Consider the following 25,636-nt stretch of genomic DNA (forward strand, 5'->3'; position numbering starts at 1 on the left):
CCCTATGAAGGCCAAATGTGGGAGGGGGCTTGCTCCCGATAGCAGTGGGTCAGGTAATGAATATGTAGCTGACACACCGCCATCGGGAGCAAGCCCCCTCCCACAGTTTTAATCGGTGGAGAATTTGAACACGGTGTTGTGGTTGTAAGTTTGTCCTGGGTTCATCAATACGTGATCTGCGGTTTGATCCTGCTACTGGCGGTGGTCATCGATCGCATGAAACAACGCTGATCCAGACCCCTATGAAAGCCGAATGTGGGAGGGGGCTTGCCCCCGATAGCGGAGTGTCAGTTTGCACATTTGTCTCTGACACACCGCCATCGGGGGCAAGCCCCTCCCACCTATAGATCTCAACTGTATTGACGGGCGGTATTTGCCATAATGCCCGCGCTTTCATACTTATAGGCCCGATATGCAGGAAAACGCCCACACCCCCGTCAAAGACGCCGCCCCCACCGGCACCCAGACCCTGCTGCGTGGCCTGGGCGTGGTGCAGGCAGTGGCGGCCGGTGCGCGGGATCTGAAAGAGATCGCCAAGCGCATCGGCACCACTCGCAGCACCACCCACCGCCTGGCCAGTTGCCTGGTGGATGAGCGTTACCTGCGCGTAGTGCCGCAAGTCGGTTACCTGCTGGGGCCAAAGTTGATTGAACTGGGCTTCCAGGCACGGGAAGAGCTGCCATTGGTGACCCTGGCGGTGCCGTATCTGGACGAGTTGTCGGCGCTGACCGGTGACACCATCCACCTGGCGATTCGCGAATTTGACGACGTGCTGTACCTGCACAAGAACCCCGGCCGTAATGGCCCGGAAATGCGCTCACGGGTCGGCCATCGCATGCCTTTGGCGCGCACGGGCGTAGGCAAGGCAATGCTGCTGGATGACACGGTGCAAGAGTGGCAACGCTTGTACGAAACCAGCCTGCCGGCGGGAGGAAAGAACTTGCAGTGGCCGCAGCACCCGGAGCAATCCTGGGCACAGTTCGAGCAGCGCATGCATGAATATGTGGTGGGCGGTTATGCGTTCGATCTGGAAGACAACGAACCGTCGATCCGCTGCGTGGCGGCACCGGTGCGCGATGCGAGCCGGCGAATCGTCGCCGGCATCAGCATCGCCAGTACCGTGCCTTATATGCCGCTGGAGAAAATGGCCGAGCTGATCCCTGTCATCAAACAAGTCGCAGCGCGGCTTTCAGCGGAGTTGGGCGCGAAGGTCTGATCAGACCTTCAGGGTCGCCATGTCGATGACAAAGCGGTACTTCACATCACCGGCGATCATGCGGGCATAGGCCTCGTTGATCTGGCGGATGTCGAGCATTTCGATGTCGCAGGTGATGCCATGCTCGGCACAGAAATCCAGGACTTCCTGGGTTTCGGCAATGCCACCGATCAGCGAGCCGGCCAGTACTTTACGGCCCAGCACCAGCTTGGCTGCATTCACCGGCGGGTCCACTGGCTCGATCAAACCCACCAGGATGTGCACGCCGTCAAAGCGCAGCACGTCGAGGTAGGGGTTGAGGTCGTGCTGCACTGGGATGGTGTCCAGCAAGAAATCAAAGTGCCCGGCAGCAGCTTTCATCTGCTCGGCGTCGGTGGACACGATCACGTGGTCGGCGCCCTGGCGACGGCCTTCTTCAGCCTTGCTCGCGGAGCGGGTGAACAGTGTGACTTCAGCGCCCATGGCCTTGGCGAACTTGATGCCCATATGGCCCAGACCGCCCATGCCCAGGATCCCGACTTTATCGCCGGCCTTTACGCCGTAGTGCTTGAGCGGCGAGTAAGTGGTAATGCCGGCGCACAGGATCGGCGCGGCGCTGGCCAGGTCGAGCTTGGCCGGAATCTTCACCACAAAGTGCTCGCTGACCACGATGCTGTCGGAGTAGCCGCCCATGGTGTTGCTGCCATCCACACGATCCGGCGTGGCGTAGGTCATGGTCGGGCCTTCGAGGCAGTATTGCTCCAGGTCCGATTTGCACGCTTCACAGTGACGGCACGAATCGACCATGCAGCCTACGCCGACGAGGTCGCCGACTTTATGCGCGGTAACGCTGGCGCCGACGGCAGTGACCTTGCCGACAATTTCGTGACCGGGCATCAGCGGGTACACAGCGATGCCCCATTCGTTGCGCGCCTGGTGGATGTCGGAGTGGCAGACGCCGCAGTACATAATCTCGATCGCCACGTCATCGGCGCGCGGGCTGCGGCGTTCAAACGACATGGGGGCGAGGGGAGTGGTGGCCGACTGGGCGGCATAACCGATGGCGGTATACATGGTGAAACCTCGCAAAAAGCAGTGACAAGTGAGGCGGGCCATTCTCCCCATCGACCGTCGAGGCGACCATGGCGATTGCTCCGAGTCTCATGCCTATTCGTCCGGGAGTGCCCCTTGTTTGGATTTATGTGCCGCCAGACCTGCGATGATGCTCTCATCCCTTTTTCGCGAAGTTTTTTGCCATGTTGTTGACCCGCCATCTCGACGCCAACGCCACGTTGGTTTCCCTGATTGAGGGGCTCACGCCCTGTGACGGTTTTTCCCCTACCCATCTGCCCGGTGTGAAGGTGCTGCGCGCCAGTTGCGACGTGGCGCGCGGCCCGCAGATCTATGAGCCGAGCCTGATGTTCGTGGCCCAAGGCAGCAAACTCGCGTATCTGGGGCCGCGGACCCTGGAGTATGGCGCTGGGCATTACTTGATCCAGGCGATGCCCGTGCCGTTCGAGTGCGAGACATTCGCCATGGCGCCCGGAGCACCGCTGTTGGGTGTGTCGGTGGGTATCGACCGTGTGGTGTTGGGGGAGTTGGTGATGGCCATGGGCATGCAGGCTGGGCCGCCACCGACCCCGCAAACCCTGGAGTCGATGAGTTCGGTGGTGTTGGATGACGCCATGCGCGGTTGCGTCGAACGGTTGTTGCAGTGCCTGCACGATCCGCTGGAAAGCCGGATCATGGGGCCAGCGCGGGTGCGCGAATTGTTGTTCACCGCGCTGCGCGGGCCGCAGGCGGATGTGCTGCGTGCGTTGGTAGAGCAACAGGGGCAATTCTCTCGGATTGCCACGTCGTTGAGTCACCTGCATGCCCATTTCGCCGAGCCGCTCAATATCGAGACGTTAGCCGGGTATGCGCACATGAGTGCGTCGACCTTCCATGAGCACTTCAAGCGCTGCACCTTGCTGTCGCCGGTGCAGTACCTCAAGCGTCTGCGCCTGCTCAAGGCCCAGCAATTGCTGCTGGTGGAAGGCATGGGCGTGGCCCAGGCGGCGCACAACGTGGGTTACCAGAGCACGTCGCAGTTCAGTCGCGAATACAAGCGCTACTTCGAGCGCAACCCAGGGGAAGAGCGCGCGGCTTAGTAGTAACGTCGCGGGTCAGAATCGATCAGGCTGGCCAACTTGGTCAGGGCGAAGCGCAGCTCGTCCTGACTGGTGGGCGACATCAGTACCAGCCGTACACTGCGCGTCACCCCGGAACGTTCGGCCTGGAACTGAGTGCCACTGAGCACCAGCACCCCATTGGCCCGCGCCAGCATGGTGAATTCGTCGCTGGTCCAGGGCTCGGGCAGCGTCAGCCAGACATGGTAGGAGTACGGCTGGGTCTTGAGTTCGTAATTGGCGAAGATCTCCTGGGCAATCGCTTGGCGCCCGGCGGCTTCGTTGCGCTGGATACGGATCAGTTTTTTGTCCAGGCCTTCGGTGACGACATTGCTGGCCAGTTGCGCAGTCAGTGGCGACGGCATCCACACGCTGCTGCGGACCATCGACGTCAAGCGTGACAGTAGTTTTGGCGGGCTATACAGGTAGCCGATGCGCAGCGCAGGCATCACCGACTTCGACAGGCTGGTCAGGTACACCGAACGGTCCGGGGCGAACGCCGACAGCGGTTTGATTGACGGGTCGGTGGCGAGAAAACCGTAGATGTCATCGTCGAGAATGATGAAGTCGAACTCTTCGGCCAGCGCGGCGATTTGCGCCCGACGCTTTTGCGACATGATCGCCGCCGTCGGGTTCTGGCAGGTTGCCACGCAGACCAGCATCGTCGGTTTTTCGCGCTGGCACAGTTCGCGCAGTGCCTCGGGGATGATGCCTTCGTCATCCATCGGCACGCCCCGCAGACGGCGCTCCAGGCCGTGGGCCAGGGAAATGATGCCGGGGTAGCAAAGCGCTTCGCAGAGCACCAGGTCGCCGGCGTTGGTCAGGGCGCTCATGGCCACCATCAAGCCATGCTGGGCCCCGGCGGTGATGATCACTTGCTGCCACTGCGCATCGGGCAACGAATGCCGCAACCACTGTGCACCCGCCTCGCGATGAGCCGGGTGGCCGCCATCGGGTGCGTAGTCCAGGGCGCGCGCGAAATCGGTGCTCTTGGCCATGCTCACCAATGCATCGCGCAGCCAGTATTCCAGGGTTTCGCTGTAGGGCTTGATGATCGACAGATCGAGCAGTTCGGACTGCCCAAGATTCAAGGGTATGGACGCGCTGTTACTCGCCGGCAGTTCCAACTGCTTTTGATTAAGCACATACGTGCCGCGCCCCACTTCACCCTGCACCAAGCGACGCCGCTGGGCTTCGCTGTACGCGCGGCTGATGGTGCCCGGCGTGACATTCAGCGTCGTGGCCAGCTCCCGCAGGGTCGGCAGGCGATCGCCTTCGTTCAATACGCCGTTGCCGATATCGCGTGCCAACGCATCGGCAATCGACAAATACATCGGCTGGCCGAATTCGCTTAGCTGGGGAACCCACATGAATGATCACTGCCCATCGTAGAAATGATGAATATCCGAGCATATCACATGGAGGTTAGGCAACTAATAAATCGACACAATTGGCGAATTGATTCGATTGATCCCGTGATTGAATCGATCTTGATCGCTAGGTTCAGATATTTTTTGGTTTTTTAATCGCCTTATAAATCAAATAATTAAATGCGTAACGGCGCAAAAACAGGCACGTATAGCAAAAAAACATCCCGTAACAACCTCGCCAGCTATTGAATCAACTCAATTCCTTCAAATACACTCATCTCGAATCGAAGCAATCGACTCAATCTTCCCCTGTTCACTGCCCGGCCCCGCCGCGCCAAGTCGAGACATCATGGACACACTCAGAAAGGATCTATCCCTGTCAGCCGTCATCGCGGGCTTTATTGCCGTGATCATTTCTTATGCCGGCCCTTTGATCATCGTGTTTCAGGCGGCCAAGGAAGCGCACCTGCCCAATGACGTGGTGTCTTCGTGGATCTGGGCGATTTCCATCGGCAGCGGCATCACTGGCCTGTTCCTCAGCTGGCGCCTACGGGTTCCGGTGATTACCGCGTGGTCCACACCTGGCGCGGCATTGCTCGTTTCGATGCTGCCGACGGTGACGCTGCCACAGGCCATCGGTGCCTATGTGGTGGCGTCGGTGATCATTGCCGTGGTGGGGTTGTCCGGCGCATTCGACAAGTTGATGAGTCGACTGCCCAAGGCCATCGCCGCTGCCATGCTTGCCGGCATTCTGTTCCGCTTCGGCGCCGAGCTGTTTACCTCGATCAAGCTGCAACCCGCGCTGGTACTGTCGATGATCGCGGCCTACCTGATCTTCAAACGCCTGTCGCCGCGCTACGCAATTCTTTCGGTGTTGATTATCGGCTGTGCAGTCGCCGCCTCGTTTGGAGAGTTGAACAGCACGGCAATCACCATCGCCGTGGCGCACCCGGTGTTTATCGCGCCGGAATGGAGTTGGCACGCCATCATCAACATCGGCCTGCCGTTGGCGCTGGTGACACTGACCGGGCAGTACGTGCCGGGCATGGCAGTGTTGCGCACTTCGGGCTACAACACCCCGGCGCGCTCGATCATTTCGGTGACGGCGATCGGTTCGGTGCTGATGGCACCGTTCGGTTCCCACGGCTTCAACCTCGCCGCGATCACCGCTGCCATCTGCACCGGCCGCGAAGCCCACGAGGACCGCGACAAACGCTACATCGCCGGGATCGCCTGCGGGGTGTTCTACATCCTGATGGGCACCTTCGGCGCGACCCTGGCTTCGGTGTTTTCCGCCTTGCCTAAAGAGTTGATTGCGTCCCTCGCCGGGTTGGCCCTGTTCGGTGCGATCAGCGCCGGGCTGACCGGTGCCATGGCCGACGAGAAGCAACGGGAAGCCGCGTTGATCACCTTCCTGGTCACCGCCTCGGGCATGAGTTTCCTCGGCTTGGCCGCGGCGTTCTGGGGCTTGATCTTTGGTCTCGTCGCCCACTTCGTGCTGACCTACACCCGAGAAAGCAAGGCCATCGCGATGGCTGAGGGCAGCCGTCCATGACCGCACGTTACGATTTCATAGTGGTGGGCGGTGGCATCGCTGGCGTGTCGGCGGCGTATGAGCTGGCGGCCCACGGCAGCGTTTGCCTGCTGGAGCAGGAGCAGCAACTGGCCTATCACACCACTGGCCGTTCGGCGGCGATCTCCATGGAAAGCTACGGCAACCAGCAGATCCGCTCGCTGACCTGCGCTTCCCGAGGCTTTTTCGAGAACCCGCCCGAAGGCCTGGCCGAACACCCGCTGTGGTCGCCACGCGGTGCCTTGATCGTGGCGCAAGCGCAGCGGGTGGACAAACTGGCTGCGCGGTTTACCGCAGTGCTCGGGCAAGTGCCCACGGCAAAGTTCCTCGACGACCAACAGGTGCTCGAACTGGTGCCCTACCTGGCCGAAGGCGCCTGGAGCGCAGGCATCTATGAGCCCAGCGCGTTCGACCTGGATGTGCATGGCATTCATGGCGCCTACCTCGGCGGCCTGCGGGTGCGCGGCGGTGTAGTCAAGCGCGAAGCCGAAGTGGTGCGCGGCGAACACCGCAACGATCACTGGACCTTGCACACCGCTGACGGCCAACGGTTAGAGGCGTCGATCGTGGTCAACGCTGCCGGCGCCTGGGCTGATGAGTTTGCCCAGCGTTGCGGGGTGCCCAAGGTTGGTGTGCGGCCGCTGCGCCGCACGGTGCTGGCGGTGGATCCGCAGTGCGACGTGCACCACACGCCGTACCTGGGCACGGTGGACGAAGACATTTTCATCAAGCCGGAAGCCGGGCGCCTGATTGTCTCGCCCTGCGATGAAAACCCGTCGCTGCCCTGTGACGCGCTGCCTGACGAGCTGGACCTGGCGATCACCATGGACCGTCTGCAAAGCACTACGCGCCTGCGTCCACGCTCGATCATCAACAAGTGGGCAGGCCTGCGTACCTTTGTTGCCGACCGGTCCCCGGTGCTCGGCCAGGATCCGCAACACGAGAGCTTTATCTGGCTAGCCGCCCTCGGTGGCTACGGTATTCAAGCCGCGCCAGCCATTGCCCGGCTGTGCAGTCACGCGGCGCTGGGCATCGCCATGCCGACCGATCTGGCGGCGCTGCAACTCAACTACCAGCATTTCTCCCCGGCGCGTTGCCGCGACGAGGCGTTTTCCAGCCTGGCCGTCAAACAGGTTGCCGATTTGCACTAACCCTCCACCCACTTCACAAGGAACGTCACCATGCAGACCAACGCTCAACACCAGTCCGTCGCCAAGCCTTTCCTGGGCGAAGAAAACGTGATCTTCACCGACAAGGCGCCGCTGCCCCTGGGCACGTATTCCCAAGGGATCAAGGTCAGTCACGGGCAAACCATCTACCTGTCGGCACAGACTCCCGTCTCGGCGCTGAACAACGAGGTGCTGGCCAAGGACTTCGAAGGCCAGTTGCGTCAGACCCTGGACAATCTGCAGCAAATGGCCGAGGCCGCAGGCGGCACTTTGGCGAACGTGGTCAAGGTCACGGCGTTCATCACGGACTTGAGCGAGTTCCCGACCCTCAACCGGGTGATGGAGGAGTACTTCACCCAGCCATACCCGGCGCGCACCACTGCCGGGGCCAGCGCCCTGGCGCGCAATACCCTGGTCGCCATCGACGCCATCATGGTGGTCTGAAGCCCACTCTCTGCGTGCAGTGCCCGTCGGTCCGGGGCAGTGGACCGACGTCGGCAGCAAAAGCACCCGCACCGCGTATTTTCAGGGGGTTGGTCATGAAACATTCGTACAGCGAGTATGTGTTGCAGTGCCTGGTCTGCGATCGCAGCTACCAGCCGCATGAGGTCAGCTACTACTGCCCTCATTGCAAAACCGACGGTGCCCTCGATGCGCTTTACGATTATTCGACGCTCAAGCGCGAATGGTCCAGGGACACCCTGGTCCATGATCACGCCCGAGGCATGTGGCGTTATGACCGGCTGATGCCATTGCGTTCGACGCAGTTCATCCCGCCGCTGCTGGTGGGGAACACGCCGCTGTATTCGCGCCCGGAACTGCTCGGTAGGGGCGCGCGGATCAAGGTCTATATCAAAGATGAATCGCGCCAGCCCACCGGCTCGCTGAAAGACCGCGCCAGCGCCCTGGCGGTGGCCCATGCCATGCAGTCCGGTGCACGCACCGTGGCGGTGGCCAGTACCGGCAACGCCGCCTCGGCCTTGGCCGGGATGAGTGCAAGCCTGGGCCTGCATAACGTGATTTACCTGCCCAAAAGTGCGCCCCGCGAGAAGCTCGCTCAGATGCAAGGCTATGGCGCCGAGATTGTGCTGGTCGATGGCCAGTACGACGAAGCCTTCGAACAATGCCTCAACGCCTGTGAAACCCACGGTTGGTACAACCGCACCACCGGTATCAACTCGTACATGAGCGAAGGCAAGAAAACCGTGGCCTTCGAGATGTGCGAGCAGCTCAACTGGCAGGTGCCGGACCTGGTGTTCGTGCCGGTCGGTAATGGCTGCATTCTGGGCTCGGTCTACAAGGGGTTCTTCGACCTGTTGCAAATGGGCTGGATCGAGCGTATTCCACGGCTAATCGGCGTCCAGGCCGAGCACAGCAACTTTATGTACCGGGCCTGGCGCAGTGACCGGCCGATGCAGCAGATTGAACGCATTGCCCCCACCAGCCTGGCCAGCAGCATCAATGTGGCCTTGCCGCGCGACCGTCTCAAAGCCATGCGCGCCGTGACGGCCAGCGGCGGCGAGTTCATTTGCGTCAGCGATCCGAGCATTGTCGCGGCGGCTTCCCGCCTGGCCGCCAGCACCGGTGTGTTTCCCGAGGCCGGCGCGGCGAGTGCCTTCGCCGGGCTGCTCAAGTACGCCGAAGCACACCCCGACACCCCGCAGACCGCCGTGATCCTGATCACCGGCAGCGGTTTGAAAGACACCTCCATTTTTCTCTCCAACTCGACCAGGGGCCAGACACGGGTGCAATCCCAGCCCCTGGCCGACCTGCTGACCTAGGAATCCCACCATGAGCCTGCAAAATTTCGACCCCGCCATTGCCCGCCTGATCGACCGTGAACGCAATCGTCAGGAAACCCACCTGGAGCTGATCGCTTCAGAAAACTATGTGAGCGACGAAGTGCTCCAGGCCCAGGGCTCGGTGCTCACCAACAAGTACGCTGAAGGTTATCCGGGCAAGCGGTATTACGGTGGGTGCAAGGTCGTCGACGAGATCGAAAACCTGGCCATCGAACGCGCCCGCAAACTGTTCAATTGTGAATACGTCAACGTTCAGCCGCACTCCGGGTCGCAGGCCAACCAGGCGGTGTTTCTCGCGGTGCTGGAACCCGGCGATACCATTCTGGGGATGTCCCTGGCTCATGGTGGTCACCTGACCCATGGCGCATCGGTGAATTTCTCGGGCAAGTTCTACCAGGCGTTTTCCTACGGCCTGGACCCTGACACCGAGACCCTGGACTACGCCGAAATGGAAGCCCTTGCCCGGCAGCACAAACCGAAGATGATCATCGCCGGGGCCTCCGCCTATTCGCGCACCCTGGACTTCCAGCGCTTTCGCAAGATCTGCGATGAGGTGGGCGCCTACTTGATGGTGGACATGGCGCATTACGCCGGTTTGATCGCGGCGGGCGTGTACCCGTCGCCGGTCGGCATTGCCGACTTCATCACCTCGACCACTCATAAAACCCTGCGTGGGCCGCGCGGCGGCTTGATCCTGGCCAAGGCGCAATACGCGGCGTTGCTCGATAAGACGATTTTTCCGGTCTACCAGGGCGGCCCGCTGATGCATGTCATCGCAGCCAAGGCTGTGGCGTTCAACGAGGCGCTTAGTGATGGGTTCAAGCATTACCAGCAACGGGTGATCGATAACGCCCGCACCATGGCCGACGTCCTCACTCGCCGTGGTTTGCGTGTGGTGTCGGGAGGCACCGATTGCCATATGTTCCTGCTTGATCTGCGCGCGATGAACATCACTGGCAAGGATGCCGAAGCGTTGCTGGAGAGTGCGCACATCACCTTGAACAAGAATGCGATCCCCAACGACCCGCAAAAACCGGCGATCACCAGCGGCATTCGCATCGGCACGCCGGCGTTGACCACCCGGGGCTTTGGGGAGGCGGAGTGTGCTGAAGTAGCAAACCTGATCGCCGACCTGCTGGAGCAGCCGAACAACGCGACGCTGCTGGAGAACACCCGGCGCCGGGTGATGCACCTGTGCGAGTGCTTTCCGGTTTATCTGCTGAGCTGACGCAAACAAAAAAGCCAACGCTTTTGGGCGTTGGCTTTTTGTGTTTCAGGCAATCGTCTTACATGTTCGGGTAAGTCGGTCCACCTGCGCCTTCCGGCGTGACCCACGTGATGTTCTGCGAAGGGTCCTTGATGTCACAGGTCTTGCAGTGCACGCAGTTCTGGGCGTTGATCTGGAAGCGCTTCTCGCCGTCTTCCTTGGTGATCACTTCATACACACCGGCCGGGCAGTAGCGCTGTGCCGGTTCATCGTAGAGCGGCAGGTTGGTGCCGATCGGGATGCTCGGGTCTTTCAACTTCAAGTGGCACGGCTGCTCTTCTTCATGGTTGGTACCAGAGATGAACACCGAACTCAGCTTATCGAAGCTCAGCTTGCCGTCTGGCTTGGGGTAGTCAATCTTGGTGCTGTCTTTGGCCAGCTTCAGGCAGGCGTAGTCCGGCTTGGTGTCGTGCAAGGTGAACGGCATCTTGCCGCCGAGGATGTTCTGGTCGAACCAGTTGAAGCCCGCACCGAGGATCGGGCCGAACTTGTGCATCGCCGGGCCGAAGTTGCGGGTGGCGAACAGTTCTTCGTAGAGCCAGCTGGCTTTGAAGCTGTCGACGTAATTGGTCAGTTCATCACCGCCTTCGGACTCTGCCAGCAGGCGCTCGGCCACGGCGTCGGCGGCGAGCATGCCGGACTTCATGGCGGTGTGGCTGCCTTTGATCTTGGCCACGTTCATGGTGCCCAGGTCGCAGCCGATCAAAGCGCCGCCCTTGAAGACCATTTTCGGCAACGAGTTGATGCCGCCCTTGGCCAGTGCGCGAGCGCCGTAGCTGATGCGCTTGCCGCCTTCCAGGTACTGTGCGAGCACCGGGTGATGCTTGAGGCGCTGGAACTCATCGAACGGCGACAGGAAAGCGTTGCTGTAGGACAGGTCGACGATCAGGCCCACGACCACCTGGTTGTTTTCCAGGTGATAAAGGAAGGAGCCGCCAGTGTTCTCGTTGCTCATGATGTCCAGCGGCCAACCGGCGGTGTGGACCACCAGGCCTGGCTGGTGCTTGGCCGGGTCGATTTCCCAGATTTCCTTGAGACCAATGCCGTAGTGCTGGGCGTCGGCATCGCTGTCCAGGTTGAAGCGCTGGATCAACTGCTTGCCGATATGCCCACGGCAGCCTTCGGCGAACAACGTGTACTTGCCACGCAGTTCCATGCCTGGGGTGTACACGCCTTCTTTAGGATTGCCTTCGCGGTCGACGCCGAGGTCACCGGTGATGATCCCGCGCACCACGCCGTTCTCGTCGAACAGTGCTTCCTGGGCGGCGAAACCTGGGTAGACTTCCACGCCCAGATTCTCGGCCTGCTGGGCGAGCCAGCGGCACAGGTTGCCGAGGGAGATGATGTAGTTGCCTTCGTTGTGCATGGTCTTGGGCACGAAGAAATCAGGCACTTTGGTGGAAGCTTCGGGGCTGCGCAGTACATAGATGTCATCGCGCACCACGGGTGTGTTGAGCGGGGCGCCGAGTTCTTTCCAGTCCGGGAACAGTTCGTTCAGGGCCCGTGGTTCAAACACGGCACCGGAGAGGATGTGTGCGCCGACTTCGGAGCCTTTCTCGACCACGCAGACGCTGATTTCCTTACCGGCTTCGGCGGCCTTCTGCTTCAGTCGGCAGGCGGCGGACAGGCCAGCCGGGCCAGCGCCGACGATGACCACGTCGAATTCCATGTATTCGCGTTCCACAGGCTATCTCCTACTCAAGGCTCAACAGGCTTTTTTTCTAATGGGTGGAGGTTCGGTGTCGTCTTGCGGCAACGGCAAGACCCACCTTTCTCTCTAGGTGGCGCATTATATATAGACCACTGTCAGCGTCCAATACAAACGTTTGTTTGAATTGCCCGCAGGCTAGGAAAATCAAAGCAACGCGGCTTATGACTGGCCATTTTGCCGTATTGACCAGAATAGGCGTTCCGGTCAATATACGGTCGGTTTTGCGCTTACCGTAGGCAGACAGCAGGTTTCAAGAGCACGTCCAAAAGCGAAACAGGTGACGCGCGCCTAAACACCGGCGCGCAGTTTACACGCCGCGATAAAGAATGACCTCTCAGTCACCACTGACGAACGGTCGTCATTTCCCGTGAGCAAGGTCATTTGCCCAGGTTTTTGGAGGTGCCCTTGTGTGCCGATGAGCATCAACCGCCAGGTTCGCCTAGGCGACTTTCTTTTCACCGGAGAGTAACGAGGAATCCATGAAGGTTCTTGTAGCTGTCAAACGCGTTGTCGATTACAACGTGAAAGTTCGCGTCAAGGCGGACAATTCCGGCGTCGATCTTGCTAACGTCAAGATGTCGATGAACCCTTTCTGTGAAATCGCTGTGGAAGAAGCCGTACGCCTGAAAGAGAAAGGCGTAGCGACTGAAATCGTCGTGGTTTCCATCGGTCCTACCACTGCTCAAGAGCAGCTGCGTACCGCCCTGGCACTGGGCGCTGACCGCGCTATCCTGGTCGAATCCGCTGAAGACCTGACCTCCCTGGCCGTTGCCAAACTGCTCAAGGCTGTTGTCGACAAGGAACAGCCTCAGCTGGTGATCCTCGGCAAACAGGCCATCGACAGCGACAACAACCAGACTGGCCAGATGTTGGCTGCACTGACCGGTTACGGCCAAGGCACCTTCGCCTCGAAAGTCGAAGTAAGCGGCGACAGCGTTGCCGTGACCCGCGAAATCGACGGCGGCGCACAGACGGTTTCCCTGAAACTGCCGGCCATCGTCACCACCGACCTGCGTTTGAACGAGCCGCGCTACGCGTCCCTGCCAAACATCATGAAAGCCAAGAAGAAGCCTCTCGAAGTGCTGACTCCGGACGCTTTGGGCGTTTCCACCGCCTCCACCAACAAGACCGTCAAAGTTGAAGCGCCGGCTGCACGCAGCGCGGGCATCAAGGTCAAGTCGGTGGCTGAACTGGTCGAGAAACTGAAAAACGAAGCGAAGGTAATCTAACCATGACTATCTTGGTAATCGCAGAACACGACAACAAAGTGCTGGCCCCGGCCACGCTGAACACTGTTGCTGCTGCCGCCAAAATCGGTGGCGACATCCACGTGCTGGTAGCAGGCCAAGGCGCTGGCGCCGTGGCTGAAGCCGCTGCCAAAGTGGCTGGCGTGAGTAAAGTACTGCTGGCCGACAACGCCGCTTACGCTCACCAACTGCCGGAAAACGTCGCTCCACTGGTTGCAGAGCTGGGCGCTGGCTACAGCCATATCCTGGCTGCCGCTACCTCCAACGGCAAAAACATCCTGCCACGCGTTGCCGCGCAGTTGGACGTTGACCAGATCTCCGAGATCATCTCGGTTGAAAGCGCCGATACCTTCAAGCGCCCGATCTACGCCGGTAACGCTATTGCCACCGTGCAATCGACTGCTGCCGTCAAAGTCATCACCGTGCGTGCCACCGGTTTCGATCCGGTTGCTGCTGAAGGTGGTTCGGCTGCCGTTGAAGCCGTCTCCGCTGCCCACGACGCTGGCACTTCCAGCTTTGTTGGCGAAGAGCTGGCCAAGTCGGACCGTCCTGAGCTGACCGCTGCCAAGATCGTCGTATCCGGCGGTCGTGGCATGCAGAACGGTGACAACTTCAAGCACCTGTACGCCCTGGCCGACAAGCTGGGCGCTGCGGTTGGCGCTTCCCGCGCCGCCGTCGACGCAGGTTTCGTACCCAACGACATGCAGGTCGGCCAGACCGGCAAGATCGTGGCGCCACAGCTGTACATCGCCGTCGGTATCTCCGGCGCGATCCAGCATCTGGCCGGTATGAAAGACTCCAAAGTGATCGTTGCGATCAACAAGGACGAAGAAGCACCGATCTTCCAGGTGGCTGATTACGGCCTGGTAGCGGACTTGTTCGAAGCCGTACCTGAGTTGGAGAAGCTGGTCTAATCCAGCCGCTTCACTTATAAAGAGCCCGGTCTTGCGACCGGGCTTTTTTTTGTCCGGCCTTTTTGAATATCGGAGAAACCGCCATGGAACTGCGTCCCTGGGCACTATTGCTGGGCCTGTCGCTGCTGCCGAGCCTGACCTTGGCCGCTGGCAAATGTGAGCGCCTGGTGATCACCGGCAGCCCTGACGCACCGCCCTTGTTATGGCGCGACCCCCAAGACCCCACGCACCTGATCGGCGCCACCGCCGACGTGCTCCAGCAAGTGGCAAAGGACCTAGGGTTGAAAATCGACCTGCTTTACGGCGGCAAGCGTTCCCAGGCCTTGGATGAGGTGCGCAGCGGCCGTATGGATATATTCGCCGATACGCCGCTAAACCTCGGCGAGCTGGAAAATCTTGATTACATCCACCCGGCGTTAGTGCAGACCGATTATCTCGTCTGGACGCGCAAAGACTCGGCACTGGTCTACACCACGGCTGCCGACTTGCACGGGCACAAGGGTGCAGTATCGGAGCGTTCCCGTTTTAGTGCCGGATTCGAAACGTTCGCCGGTGAGCAACTGACCTTACAGCGCCTGCCGACGTTGACTCCGGCATTCCAGAAACTGCTGCTGGGGGAGGTGGAGTACGTGCTGGCGGGACGTTATTCCGCAATGGCCATGGCTCAGACACTGGGCATGAGCAACGACCTGATCGCCCGCGATGTTCCGATCGATCAGCCGGGGCTGTACCTGGCGATTTCCCACAACTCGGCCTGCAATGATCCGTGGTTGCGCGGACAGCTCACCAAAAAGATGACAGAATTGCCCGGGTCTGGTGTGACGGAAGCCGCGCTGCAGCGCAATCTGGAGCGTTGGAAAGCGCAATTGCAACAACCCGTCGGCACCCCAACAAAGTAGGGATTTTCAGTGACTCTTCGACCTTTTTTCGCGGCCCTCGCCGTTGTCGTTCTGGCGGGATGTGCGGCCGATCCTGCGCCGAATGAACAAATTCGCCTCACCCAGCAAGCCCTGGAGCAAGCCAACGCGGTGGGCGCCAGCGCCGATGAATCCCCTGAACTGAAGCTGGCCGAAGACAAATTCGCCCAGGCCAAGGCCGAAATGGCCGACCAATCCTACAAAGACGCGCGCATGCAGGCCGAACAGGCCGAGTTGGACGCGCGCCTGGCCGAAGCCCAGGTGCTGACTCGCAAGAGCCAGGAACAACTGAATGTGCTTAACACCCGCATCACGCGCTTGCGCAAGCAATTGCAGTTAGGGGAAGCCCAATGAGTCGGATGATCCGTGGAGTGGGTTTTACCGTGCTGCTGGGCAGTGCGGTGCTGGGCGGTTGCGCCAGTCACCCGAATGGCGAGCAAGCCTTGCAACAGGCCGGCAGCGACTTCCAGAAGGTCAAGGAAGACGCCAACGTGCTGCGCATCGCGCCTAAAGACGTGATTCGCGCCGGTGAATCCCTGGCGCGGGCTGACCGCTTGTCCAGCTACTGGGGCAGCGGCGCCGACGTGGTGCATTACGCCTACCTGAGCCAGCGCTACAGTGCCATCGCCCGTGAACACACCGAGCAGGCACTCAACGAGGAACGCGCCGCCAAGCTCGAACTGGAACGCCAGCGCCTGCAACTGGCCCTGCGTGAAAGCAAGCTGATCAGCGTACAGCAACAGGGCAAATGGCTGGAAGAACAGATAGCCAGCCTGACCACCACCCAGACCGATCGTGGCCTGGTGATGACCTTGGGCGATGTGCTGTTCGATACCGGCGAAGCGGAGTTGAAGAACTCGGCCAACCGCACCGTGCTGAAAATCGTGCAGTTCCTGCAATTGAACCCCAAGCGCGTAGTGCGCATTGAGGGTTACGCCGACAACACCGGCGGCCAGCAGGAAAACCTCAAACTGTCCCGTGACCGCGCGCAATCGGTGGCCGATGTGTTGGTGGATCTGGGAATCGATGAAAAGCGTATCCAGGTCGAAGGCTATGGTGACCAATACCCGGTGGAAGCCAACGCCTCCGAACGAGGTCGCGCGCAGAACCGTCGGGTCGAGATTGTGTTTTCCGACGAGAAAGGCCAACTGGGCGCCGCTCGCTAAAGGCTTGCCCCGATCAAAACTGTGGGAGGGGGCTTGCCCCCGATGACGGAATATCAGTCACCGAAAAGGCTGACTGAACCACCGCTATCGGGAGCCAGACCCCTCCCACAGTTTTTTCGTATACACCTGAAAATTCTATCCGCCACCCTTACAGTTTTTACTGTCACTCCCGCGCGCGCTCGACTATTGTGGCAACTGTCCCCGTACACTTTCAAACTGTGCCGGTATGTTTCACACAAAAATAAAATACCCGTGAAATCGAGTGCTGCGTCATGACCAATCTGTTGCTTTACCAACGTATCGCCCAGCAACTGGCTGAGGACATCCGACGCGGTGTCTATCAACCGGGTGAGCGCGTGCCCTCGGTGCGCAAGATGAGCTCCCAGCTCAATGTGAGCCACGCCACGGTATTGCAGGCTTACGCCAACCTGGAAGACCAGGGGCTGATCCGGGCGCGGCCGCAGTCCGGCTACTACGTGCACCAGACGCCAGCGCTCACGGCGCCAACACCGGACATTGCACGGGTCGAGCGCCCAGGGTTGGTTACGCGCAGCAGCATCATTCAGCAGGTCTTGGGCGAATCGCGCCGCGAAGGCGTGTTCCCGCTGGGTGCCGCCGTGCCGAGTGTCGACTACCTGCCGGTGCGGGCGCTGCACCAGCAGTTGGCCAAGGTCACTCGGTTTCAGAGCCCGCGCGCGTTCAGTTATATGTTCAGCCCAGGTTTCGAGCCGCTGCGCCGCCAAGTGGCGATCCGCATGCGCGATGCGGGCGTTGTGGTTGACCCGTCCGAAGTAGTCATCACCCACGGTTGTGTCGATGCATTGCAGATGTCTTTGCGCGTGCTGACGCGTCCCGGCGACTTGATCGCGGCTGAATCACCGACGTATTACGGCTTGCTGCAACTGGCCGACTTGCTGGGCCTTAAAGTCATTGAGATCCCCAGTGATCCGTCCACCGGCATGAGTCTGGAGGCCCTGCAACTGGCAGCCAACCAATGGTCGATCAAGGCCCTGGTGCTGACCACGCGCCTGAGCAACCCCTTGGGCGGCACCATGCCCGAGGAGCGGCAGAAACAGTTGCTGCGCCTGGCCTCGGATTTCGATATCCAGATTGTCGAGGACGATATCTACGGCGAGTTGATGTTCGAAATCGGTCGCACCAAGGCCCTCAAGGCCTACGACCGCCTGGACCGGGTGATCTATTGCTCAAGCTTCTCCAAGACGTTGTCGCCGGGTGTGCGTATCGGCTGGATGATCGCCGGTAAGTACCAGCAGGAAATCCAGCGTCTGCAGATGTTCAGTACCCATTCGGCATGCAGCGTCACCCAGATGGGCGTGGCGGCGTACCTGGAGAACGGCGGCTACGACCGGCATCTGCGCTACATCCGCCAGGAATACCGCAAGAATCTCAGCGCCTTCCAACTGGCAGTGCAGCAGTATTTTCCCGAAGGCACCCAGATGACCCGTCCGACCGGTGGTTTTATCCTGTGGGTCAGTTTGCCCGGACGCGTCAATACCCAGGAACTGCACGTGCGCGCCCTGCAACAGGGCATCAGCATCGCGCCGGGGTTGATCTTCAGTAACACCGAGCAGTTCAACCACTGTATTCGCCTTAACTGCGGCACCCCGTGGAACCGCGAGGCAGAGCGGGCGCTGATGACGTTGGGGATGCTGGCCAGCCAGTTGTGTCAGGAAACCGCGGCAGGATTTTGAGGCGTTGAATGGGGACAACTCCGATAGCTGGCTAATCACCGCCCTTGTCATGGCGCGCACAACAAGCGAGCATATGGCCCTCTGCCGTTAATGCTGTAGGCGATATGACCTCGATTGTTCGTGCTGTTTTGGTGATTGGCCTGTTAAGCCTGTGCAACGTCAGCACAGTGCTGGCGGCGGCACCTGTGACTGAAAACAAGCCTGCTGCCACTACCGAGCAGAACGCTCCGGCAAAGAAACCAAGCCCCTCCAAGCAAGCCTCCGTTACGAAGAAACAAGCCGCCACGGCGAAAAAGCGTGCAGCGAAGGCGAAAAAGTCCAAGTCAGCCCAGGAAGTGGCACAGACCAAGCTGCCACCGGCACAGTTGGATCTGTCGCTGCCGTCGGACATGGTCAGGCACCTGCAGCCCCTCGGCACCATGCCCAAGCCCCAGAGCGTGCCGTTGCTGCCGCCGATGTTTGGCGAAAAGCCCACCGACAACAGTGCCTTCCAGATCAATGGCCGTCTGCTCAGCAATGAGATGAAGCTACAACTGCGGAACGAAGAGCGCCGTGACGTGGAAGGTGCCGCGCTGGAATTCGAGTTCAAGCAATAAACGTTTCCCATAGACGTGACGCAGGCCAATGACCATCTGTCGCAGACTGGTCAGTCATGTTTTTTTTATGCGAAAAACCCCTGTTAGACCATTTTAAAACGGCTGTTTAAGGGCGTACTCTAGCCCGGCCATCCCTATTGAGTCGTCGAGGACCTGCTGGTCATGAATTGCCGTGAAGGCTGTGGCGCTTGCTGCATCGCTCCCTCCATCAGTTCGCCATTACCCGGAATGCCCCATGGCAAACCGGCGGGCGAACGCTGCCTGCACCTGTCGGTCGAACAGCTGTGCCAACTGTTCGGCCAACCGGAACGCCCGGCGGTGTGCAGTGATTTCAAGGCGGATATCGATGTTTGCGGCACCGACCAAGCCGACGCGATCCGGTTGATCGGCTGGTGGGAGCAGATGACGGCGGCTTGATGGGCTTTACTATCGGAACTTCAACAATAAGGAATACAACAATGGGTTCGCTGAAACGAATGGCTGTGCTGTGCGGGTTTACGGTGTTGTTCGCTGCCACTGCCCAGGCTGAGGATTGGCAAGTCGCCAAGGATGAGGACGGTATCAAGATTTCCCTGAGCGAAATTGCCGGCTCCAAGTACAAGGCGTATCGCGGTGTGACCGTGATCAAGGCCCCTGTCGCCAAGATCCAGGCCCTGCAGGAAGATGTGGCAGGCGCCTGTTCATGGATTCATGAGTGTAAATCCCAGAAGCTGGTGGACAAGAAAGGCGATGAGGCCTGGACTTACACCCAGTTCAAGGCGCCGTTCCCGGTGACCGATCGCGATTCGTATATCCATGTCACCACCACCAAGGACGCCGATGGCAGCGTGACCCGCAAGTTGCAGGGCGTGCCTACCTACAAGCCTGAAGAGAAAGGTTACGTGCGTGTTGCCCAGGTTGAGGGTTTCTGGAAGCTGGTGCCTAAAGGCGCCAATGAAACCGAAGTCACTTATCAGGTTCACACCGAGCCAGGCGGCAGCGTGCCTTCGTGGTTGGCGAACAAGTTTGTGGTGGACGCGCCGTTCAACACTTTGAAAGCCTTGAAAGAACACGCTGAAAAATAAGTGCAGTTGATCAGGTGTCTCCGGACTTGAGCGGAACGTTTTCCGAGCCCTCAAGGTCCAGATAGTTGTAAGCCCAAACACGGGTTTTATCGAGGAGGCACCGATGCAAAAGTGGCAGATTACCTTCGTTGATGATCACGGCGTCCAGTCCGTGGAGCAGTTCACCTGCGACCAAAAGCCCAGCCTCGAAGATGCGGCACACATGATTCGCAACAAGTTGGTCCCTGTCGCAGCAGAACTCGACCTCAATGACCTGGAGGGCCGCAAGCCCGAGCCTACGGTCAAGATCCTGAAAGACCAGAACAGTATCCAGATCCTCGATATCTCGCCCGCCGTCTGAACATTCCCGCTATGCCATTCATGCGCCTCTGGTGGAGGTGATAGCTTCGCGCTACTCTGCAAGTGAGATCAGCGAATGAATCGCTAAGGTCTGGTCTTGTCAGCTACATGCTTGTTTTCCTGCGGTGATGTTATTGCCGTGGTGCCCGCGCCAGCAGCGCGCGGGGCTTTGGGAAGCACGGAAAGTCTATCCATCAGTTTGAGGAGGACGTTTCATGAGCACAGCCTATCAAGAAGACATCAGCACCAACGTTCTGCGCCGCATGAAAGAGGGCGGCTTCGACTTTTCACGCTTCCACCCCATCGAGTTCTACGCCATTTTCCCGGATGAGGAACGGGCGCGCAGGGCTGCGGGTGAGTTTCGTGGAGAATCACTGAATGCCCAGGTCAGCGCGCGCGACGATGGCGCCTGGTACCTGGAACTGAGCAAAATCATGTTCGCCACCTACGACGGCATAGGAGACTTCGAGCAGGACTTTGAGGCGGTGGTCGAGCCGCTGGGCGGGATCATCGAAGGATGGGGCGTCAAGCAGGAGGTGCGTGGGTTACCCATGTAGCGCAATTGTATGAGTAACGCAGCGTATCGGCTGACCTTAGGGTCGGCCGATTTTGTATGGGTTGCGAGAAAATTCCTGGAACTTGCGCTGCCTTTTCGTGCACCAAAAAAAAAGCCATCCTAAAAGGATGGCTGAAAGGGAAGACCTTAGGAGTCAGTCAGTACACGAGCTGTCACGGTACCGAGTGTGCACGGGGTAAAGCTGTAGGAAAGATCCTGTTCAGCTGATGGAGGCGATTATCCGCACCCTTCGTCGGGCAGTGAAATCAACTCTGGCTATGGTGTTGATAGTCAAAGCCTGCATTGCGATGAAGCGTGCAGCAATGCGACGGGCGTTCTGCGCACCAGGACGGTGCGATCAGCGCTGCGCTTTTATTTAACTCACTGATTTTTAAGTGTTTATGCCGCTGGCACGGGCCTTGCGATGGTTCTTGCGTCCGGGTGACAAGGAGTACGGCATGATCCGCACTTATTACGACGAAATGTACGATGGAGCGGGGCAGGTCCGCCCCCATTACCGCGAGTTCGCCCGCTGGTTGGCCGAGACCCCTGCAGAACTGCTGGCCCAGCGCCGGCGTGAAGCCGATTTGCTGTTTCATCGCGCCGGGATCACCTTCACGCTTTATGGCGACGAGCAGGGCACCGAACGCCTCATTCCTTTCGACACCATCCCCCGCAGTATCCCCGCCAGTGAGTGGCGAATTGTGGAGCGCGGCTGTATCCAAAGGGTCAAGGCGCTGAACATGTTCCTTGCCGACCTGTACCACGAGCAACGCATCATCAAGGCTGGGATCATCCCCGCCGAACAGGTGTTGGCTAACGAGCAATACCAGTTGGCGATGCAGGGCCTGGACCTGCATCGCGACCTGTATTCCCACGTCTCCGGGGTCGACCTCGTACGCGATGGCGACGGCACTTACTACGTACTTGAAGACAACCTGCGCACACCGAGCGGCGTGAGCTACATGCTCGAAGACCGCAAGATGATGATGCGCCTGTTCCCCGAACTGTTCGCCGCCCAGCGCATCGCGCCCATCGACCACTATCCCAACCTGTTGCTCGACACCCTTAAAAGCTCCAGTCCTTTGGATAACCCCAGCGTGGTGGTGCTGACGCCGGGGCGCTTCAACAGCGCGTTCTTTGAACATGCGTTCCTTGCCCGGGAAATGGGTGTGGAACTGGTGGAAGGCGCCGATCTGTTCGTACGTGATGACCGCGTCTTCATGCGCACCACCGACGGACCTAAGGCGGTGGACGTGATCTACCGCCGTCTCGATGACGCGTTCCTCGACCCGCTGGCCTTCAACCCGGATTCCATGCTCGGTGTGCCGGGCCTACTGGCGGCCTATCGCTCCGGCAACGTGGTGCTGGCCAACGCCATCGGCACCGGGGTGGCGGATGACAAGTCGGTGTACCCCTTCGTTACCGAGATGATCCGTTTCTATCTGGATGAAGAACCGATCCTAAAGAACGTTCCTACCTTTCAATGCCGTAAGCCTGACGAATTGTCCCACGTACTGGCCAACCTGCCGGACCTAGTGGTCAAGGAAACCCAAGGCTCCGGCGGCTACGGGATGTTGGTGGGGCCGGCGTCCACGGCGGCTGAAATCGAAGCGTTCCGGGCGCGAATCAAAGCCAAGCCTCATGCCTATATCGCACAGCCGACCCTGTGTTTATCCACCTGCCCGACCTTTGTCGAAAACGGTATCGCCCCGCGCCACATCGACCTGCGCCCGTTTGTGCTGTCCGGCAAGGAAACCCGTGTGGTGCCGGGCGGCTTGACCCGCGTGGCGCTGCGCGAAGGTTCGCTGGTGGTCAACTCGTCCCAGGGCGGCGGCACCAAAGACACCTGGGTGGTTGAGGACTGAATGCCATGTTGAGTAGAACTGCCTCGGATTTGTATTGGATGTCGCGCTATCTGGAGCGTGCGGAAAACCTCGCGCGCATGCTCGATGTCAGTTATTCGCTGTCGCTGATGCCTCAGGATGGGCGCGGCGATGGCCTGCATGAATTAGCCATGCCGCTGCTGATCACCGGCACCCTGGATGATTACCGCGAGCGCCACGGTGAATTGCATGCCGAACGCCTGCTGCACTTCTTTGCCCTGGACGCGGCCAACCCGGCGAGCATCTACAGTTGCCTCGGCTCGGCGCGGGCCAGCGCCCATGCGGTGCGTGGGCGAATTACCGCCGACATGTGGGAAAACATCAACGCCACTTGGTTGGATATTCGCGATATCGCTCAGCAAGGTCTCAGCCGCTACGGTATGAGTCGCTTCTGTGAGTGGGTTAAGGAACGCTCCCATCTGTTTCGAGGGGCGACCTACGGCACCATCATGCGCAACGATGCATTCCGTTTCATTCGTTTGGGCACCTTTATCGAACGCGCTGACAACACCCTGCGTTTGCTTGATGCGCGCTATGAAATGGCCGGCGACCGTGCTGAAGCCGTCACCGATGGCACGGCACACGCCTACTATCAATGGAGTGCCTTGCTGCGGGCGTTGTCGTCGTTCGAGGCCTACACCGAGATCTATCGCGACGCCCCTGGCGCCCGGCAAGTCGCCGAATTATTGCTGTTACGCGCCGATGTGCCGCGCTCGCTGCGCGCCTGCAGTGAAGAAATCGACCAGATCCTTGCCAGCCTGCCCGGCCTCAACGGTCGACCGGCCCAGCGCTTGGCCGCCGAAATGGACGCGCGCCTGCGCTTTACCGCGATCGATGAAATCCTTGAGGAAGGCCTGCACGCCTGGCTGACCGACTTTATCCCCCTGGTCCGCCAATTGGGCGACGCCATCTACAGTTCCTACCTGGAGGCGGCATGAGACTCTCCATCAGCCACGAAACCACCTACCACTACGAGGACCAGGTTCGCGCCAGCATCCAATACCTGCGTCTGACGCCCCATGACAGCGAGCGTCAGCACGTGCTCAGTTGGCAACTGGACCTGCCGCGCCCGGTGCGCGCCCAAGTGGACCCTTTCGGCAATATCCTGCACGTGTTGACTCTGGACGAACCCCATGACGCCATCATCATCGGCGCCCGTGGCCAAGTGGATATCGACGAATTACGCGAAGCCGAGCATGAGAGCCAGTCGGCGTTTCCGTTCCTGCGTTGCACGCGCCTGACTGAACCGGATGACGCCTTGCGTGGCTTTGCCGCACAGCATTGTCGTCAGCGTCGTGATCGCACCGGGCTGATCGACCTGATGCACGCGCTCAACCAAGCGATGGTCTACACGCCAGGCGCTACTGAGGTCGACACCTGCGCCGCCGAGGCCTTCGCTGGGGCTGCGGGCGTGTGCCAGGACCACACCCACGCGTTCCTGGCCTGCGCACGCAGCCTGGGCATTCCTGCGCGGTATGTGTCGGGGTATTTGTACACCGAAGACAGTACGCATCTGGCCAGCCACGCCTGGGCCGAAGCCTGGTTGGATGACGCCTGGTACAGTTTTGACGTGACCAACCAATTGGCGCGCCCGGAGCGGCATCTCAAGCTGGCTGTGGGACTGGATTACCTGGATGCGTGCCCCGTACGCGGCATGCGTCGTGGCGGCGGGCATGAGCAAATGCACGCCAAGGTGTTTGTGGCGCCGACGCCGGTGGTTTCTGTGCAGCAGCAATAAATGATGAGTGGGTCGTGGCTTGTTGGGGGGAGAGAGCTTTCTTTGGTGAGCGGGCTTGCCCCGCGCTGGGCTGCGAAGCAGCCCCAAGACCATCCGCCGCGTAATGCCTGCCCGACAAAATTCTGCTGTATTGGGGCTGCTGCGCAGCCCAGCGCGGGGCAAGCCCGCTCACTACACGAAACTGTCTTTCGAAGGAGGCTGGCTCAGGGCTGCTGCTTACGCCCCGCCATATGCTTCAAATACCCCACCAATAAATCCAGCTCGCTGTCAGGCAATACACTGGCAGCGAACGCCGGCATCTTCGCTTGGGGCCAATGCCTCAAACTCTGCGGATCACGGATATAGCGCTTTAGGAAATCCCCACCGAAATATTCGGTAGGGCTGTAGGGGATATTCAGATCCGGACCCACCTGCGCATCGCCTGCGCCATTGAGGCGATGGCAGGCCAGGCAGTTTTTCTGGAACAGTGCAAAGCCCTGGTTGATGGGATCATTCGCCGCCAGTTCCGGATCGGGTAGCAGCGCGGGGAAGCGCTCGGCTACGGTCTTCAATTGCTTGATTGTCGAGACTTGAAACGGCCACTGCTCGGGGCTGATGTGCCCCGCCTGCGGGTCGGTCCACACCAGATAAAACGGGCCGGCACTGTGTTTGCCATCGGCCAGGGCGGGCCACGGTTTGGCCGGATCTTCCACGGCCAACCACGCGCGGGCGCCGTGTTGTTCCAGCAGCGGTGCGGCGGTCAGTTCTGCAGCGAAGCCATCCAGGGCAACCGCTTGCACATGGCTCTGTGGCGTTAGGCCTGGTAAGAGCACCGCCAGCGGCACCGCGCGATAGGTCATATTGCGCTTGTAGGAAACGTCATCGACGATCTGCACCGTCTGCGCATCCGGATGCTTGAGCAGGTCGGCGGTCTGCCAGGTCTTGCGGGTGTGGTCCAGTTCGATAGTCAATTGCGCCGCGTCTGCGGGCAGAGCAAGCAACAAGGCTAAGAGTGCGAAGATCGGTTTCAAGACAGAGGCCCCGGGTTAAGTGGCGATGGGGCTCACGATACCGGAAAAACGCGCGTAAAAAGGCAGCCCCTGCAACGGGGTCGCTATGCACGAAGTCCCGGCAGGTGCTGCCAAAAAGCTGCAATCCTGATGCACAAAGCGCGGAGGATAGAGGGTCACCCAATGACCTTGGTCAAATTGGGCAGGATCAGAATCAGTGTGGTGGCGAACAGAATAAGTCCCGCCTGACGTACTTT

The 25,636-nt window shown here is 59.9% G+C and carries 25 protein-coding genes; 21 read left to right on the forward strand and 4 right to left on the reverse strand.

Annotated features, from left to right (window positions below; translation table 11 throughout):
- Positions 1-412 precede the first annotated feature (412 nt).
- Complete coding sequence (locus tag BW43_RS12605) at positions 413-1,216, forward strand: IclR family transcriptional regulator (protein WP_032887414.1); 804 nt, start codon at positions 413-415, stop codon at positions 1,214-1,216.
- Here the strand turns inward: BW43_RS12605 and BW43_RS12600 are convergent, their stop codons facing one another.
- On the reverse strand, positions 1,217-2,269 hold the full coding sequence (locus BW43_RS12600; RefSeq protein ID WP_032887416.1) for an NAD(P)-dependent alcohol dehydrogenase: 1,053 nt from the start codon (positions 2,267-2,269) through the stop codon (positions 1,217-1,219).
- A 182-nt stretch (positions 2,270-2,451) separates the two neighbouring features.
- Here BW43_RS12600 and BW43_RS12595 point away from each other — a divergent pair, with 182 nt between their 5' ends.
- Entirely contained in the window at positions 2,452-3,345 is an 894-nt protein-coding gene (locus tag BW43_RS12595) for an AraC family transcriptional regulator (protein WP_032887418.1), read from the forward strand.
- Here BW43_RS12595 and BW43_RS12590 read toward each other — a convergent pair.
- Positions 3,342-4,733 carry a PLP-dependent aminotransferase family protein gene (locus BW43_RS12590; RefSeq protein WP_032887420.1) on the reverse strand — a complete coding sequence of 464 codons (1,392 nt, stop codon included), beginning with the start codon at positions 4,731-4,733 and terminating at the stop codon, positions 3,342-3,344. The two genes, BW43_RS12595 and BW43_RS12590, sit on opposite strands and share 4 nt — an antisense overlap.
- 349 nt (positions 4,734-5,082) lie before the next feature.
- Between BW43_RS12590 and BW43_RS12585 the strand changes: the two genes are divergently transcribed.
- The 5 genes from BW43_RS12585 to glyA all read left to right on the forward strand — a co-directional run bounded on the left by BW43_RS12585 (position 5,083) and on the right by glyA (position 10,505).
- Positions 5,083-6,288, forward strand: a complete 1,206-nt coding sequence (locus BW43_RS12585) for a benzoate/H(+) symporter BenE family transporter (protein WP_032887422.1) — start codon at positions 5,083-5,085, stop codon at positions 6,286-6,288.
- Positions 6,285-7,457 (forward strand): FAD-binding oxidoreductase, encoded by a 1,173-nt coding sequence (locus BW43_RS12580; RefSeq protein WP_032887423.1) that lies wholly within the window; start codon positions 6,285-6,287, stop codon positions 7,455-7,457. Before BW43_RS12585 ends, BW43_RS12580 begins: the two co-directional genes overlap by 4 nt.
- A gap of 30 nt (positions 7,458-7,487) precedes the next feature.
- Positions 7,488-7,919 (forward strand): Rid family detoxifying hydrolase, encoded by a 432-nt coding sequence (locus tag BW43_RS12575; protein WP_050442841.1) that lies wholly within the window; start codon positions 7,488-7,490, stop codon positions 7,917-7,919.
- Positions 7,920-8,014: 95 nt separating this feature from the next.
- Complete coding sequence (thrC, locus tag BW43_RS12570; protein ID WP_032887425.1) at positions 8,015-9,256, forward strand: threonine synthase; 1,242 nt, start codon at positions 8,015-8,017, stop codon at positions 9,254-9,256.
- A 10-nt stretch (positions 9,257-9,266) separates the two neighbouring features.
- A complete protein-coding gene (gene glyA, locus BW43_RS12565; protein WP_032887426.1) occupies positions 9,267-10,505 on the forward strand; it encodes a serine hydroxymethyltransferase in 1,239 nt (412 codons plus the stop codon).
- A 58-nt stretch (positions 10,506-10,563) separates the two neighbouring features.
- Here glyA and BW43_RS12560 read toward each other — a convergent pair whose 3' ends face one another.
- Positions 10,564-12,228, reverse strand: a complete 1,665-nt coding sequence (locus BW43_RS12560; RefSeq protein WP_032887428.1) for an electron transfer flavoprotein-ubiquinone oxidoreductase — start codon at positions 12,226-12,228, stop codon at positions 10,564-10,566.
- Between the two features lie 506 nt (positions 12,229-12,734).
- Between BW43_RS12560 and BW43_RS12555 the strand changes: the two genes are divergently transcribed.
- The 14 genes from BW43_RS12555 (at position 12,735) to BW43_RS12490 (ending at position 24,390) form a co-directional block, all read left to right on the forward strand.
- Positions 12,735-13,484 carry an electron transfer flavoprotein subunit beta/FixA family protein gene (locus BW43_RS12555; protein ID WP_032887429.1) on the forward strand — a complete coding sequence of 250 codons (750 nt, stop codon included), beginning with the start codon at positions 12,735-12,737 and terminating at the stop codon, positions 13,482-13,484.
- 2 nt (positions 13,485-13,486) lie between these two features.
- On the forward strand, positions 13,487-14,416 hold the full coding sequence (locus BW43_RS12550; RefSeq protein ID WP_027603632.1) for an electron transfer flavoprotein subunit alpha/FixB family protein: 930 nt from the start codon (positions 13,487-13,489) through the stop codon (positions 14,414-14,416).
- A gap of 83 nt (positions 14,417-14,499) precedes the next feature.
- On the forward strand, positions 14,500-15,315 hold the full coding sequence (locus BW43_RS12545; protein WP_032887431.1) for an ABC transporter substrate-binding protein: 816 nt from the start codon (positions 14,500-14,502) through the stop codon (positions 15,313-15,315).
- A gap of 9 nt (positions 15,316-15,324) precedes the next feature.
- The gene (locus tag BW43_RS12540; protein ID WP_032887433.1) at positions 15,325-15,687 is read left to right on the forward strand and encodes a DUF4398 domain-containing protein; all 363 of its coding nucleotides are present in this window, start codon (positions 15,325-15,327) and stop codon (positions 15,685-15,687) included.
- Positions 15,684-16,499: an OmpA family protein gene (locus BW43_RS12535; RefSeq protein ID WP_032887435.1), complete on the forward strand. Its 816-nt coding sequence runs from the start codon at positions 15,684-15,686 to the stop codon at positions 16,497-16,499. The genes BW43_RS12540 and BW43_RS12535 overlap by 4 nt, the downstream gene beginning before the upstream one ends.
- 272 nt (positions 16,500-16,771) lie before the next feature.
- Complete coding sequence (locus BW43_RS12530; RefSeq protein WP_032887437.1) at positions 16,772-18,211, forward strand: PLP-dependent aminotransferase family protein; 1,440 nt, start codon at positions 16,772-16,774, stop codon at positions 18,209-18,211.
- 104 nt (positions 18,212-18,315) lie between these two features.
- A complete protein-coding gene (locus BW43_RS12525; protein ID WP_032887439.1) occupies positions 18,316-18,807 on the forward strand; it encodes a hypothetical protein in 492 nt (163 codons plus the stop codon).
- A 162-nt stretch (positions 18,808-18,969) separates the two neighbouring features.
- Entirely contained in the window at positions 18,970-19,224 is a 255-nt protein-coding gene (locus tag BW43_RS12520) for a YkgJ family cysteine cluster protein (protein ID WP_032887441.1), read from the forward strand.
- Positions 19,225-19,265: 41 nt separating this feature from the next.
- A complete protein-coding gene (locus tag BW43_RS12515; protein ID WP_032887442.1) occupies positions 19,266-19,871 on the forward strand; it encodes an START domain-containing protein in 606 nt (201 codons plus the stop codon).
- A 103-nt stretch (positions 19,872-19,974) separates the two neighbouring features.
- Entirely contained in the window at positions 19,975-20,211 is a 237-nt protein-coding gene (locus BW43_RS12510) for a hypothetical protein (protein WP_032887444.1), read from the forward strand.
- A gap of 214 nt (positions 20,212-20,425) precedes the next feature.
- Positions 20,426-20,767 (forward strand): ribonuclease E inhibitor RraB, encoded by a 342-nt coding sequence (locus BW43_RS12505; protein WP_015885395.1) that lies wholly within the window; start codon positions 20,426-20,428, stop codon positions 20,765-20,767.
- A gap of 457 nt (positions 20,768-21,224) precedes the next feature.
- Positions 21,225-22,634: a circularly permuted type 2 ATP-grasp protein gene (locus tag BW43_RS12500; protein WP_032887446.1), complete on the forward strand. Its 1,410-nt coding sequence runs from the start codon at positions 21,225-21,227 to the stop codon at positions 22,632-22,634.
- A gap of 5 nt (positions 22,635-22,639) precedes the next feature.
- Positions 22,640-23,590, forward strand: a complete 951-nt coding sequence (locus BW43_RS12495; protein WP_032887448.1) for an alpha-E domain-containing protein — start codon at positions 22,640-22,642, stop codon at positions 23,588-23,590.
- Complete coding sequence (locus BW43_RS12490) at positions 23,587-24,390, forward strand: transglutaminase family protein (RefSeq protein WP_032887449.1); 804 nt, start codon at positions 23,587-23,589, stop codon at positions 24,388-24,390. Before BW43_RS12495 ends, BW43_RS12490 begins: the two co-directional genes overlap by 4 nt.
- Before the next feature lie 203 nt (positions 24,391-24,593).
- On the opposite strand, the gene BW43_RS12485 is transcribed toward BW43_RS12490, so the two are convergent.
- The gene (locus tag BW43_RS12485; protein WP_032887451.1) at positions 24,594-25,400 is read right to left on the reverse strand and encodes a cytochrome c; all 807 of its coding nucleotides are present in this window, start codon (positions 25,398-25,400) and stop codon (positions 24,594-24,596) included.
- Positions 25,401-25,636 lie beyond the last annotated feature (236 nt).

The organism is Pseudomonas sp. RIT357, from assembly GCF_000632245.1.
Classification (GTDB): Bacteria; Pseudomonadota; Gammaproteobacteria; order Pseudomonadales; family Pseudomonadaceae; genus Aquipseudomonas; species Aquipseudomonas sivasensis.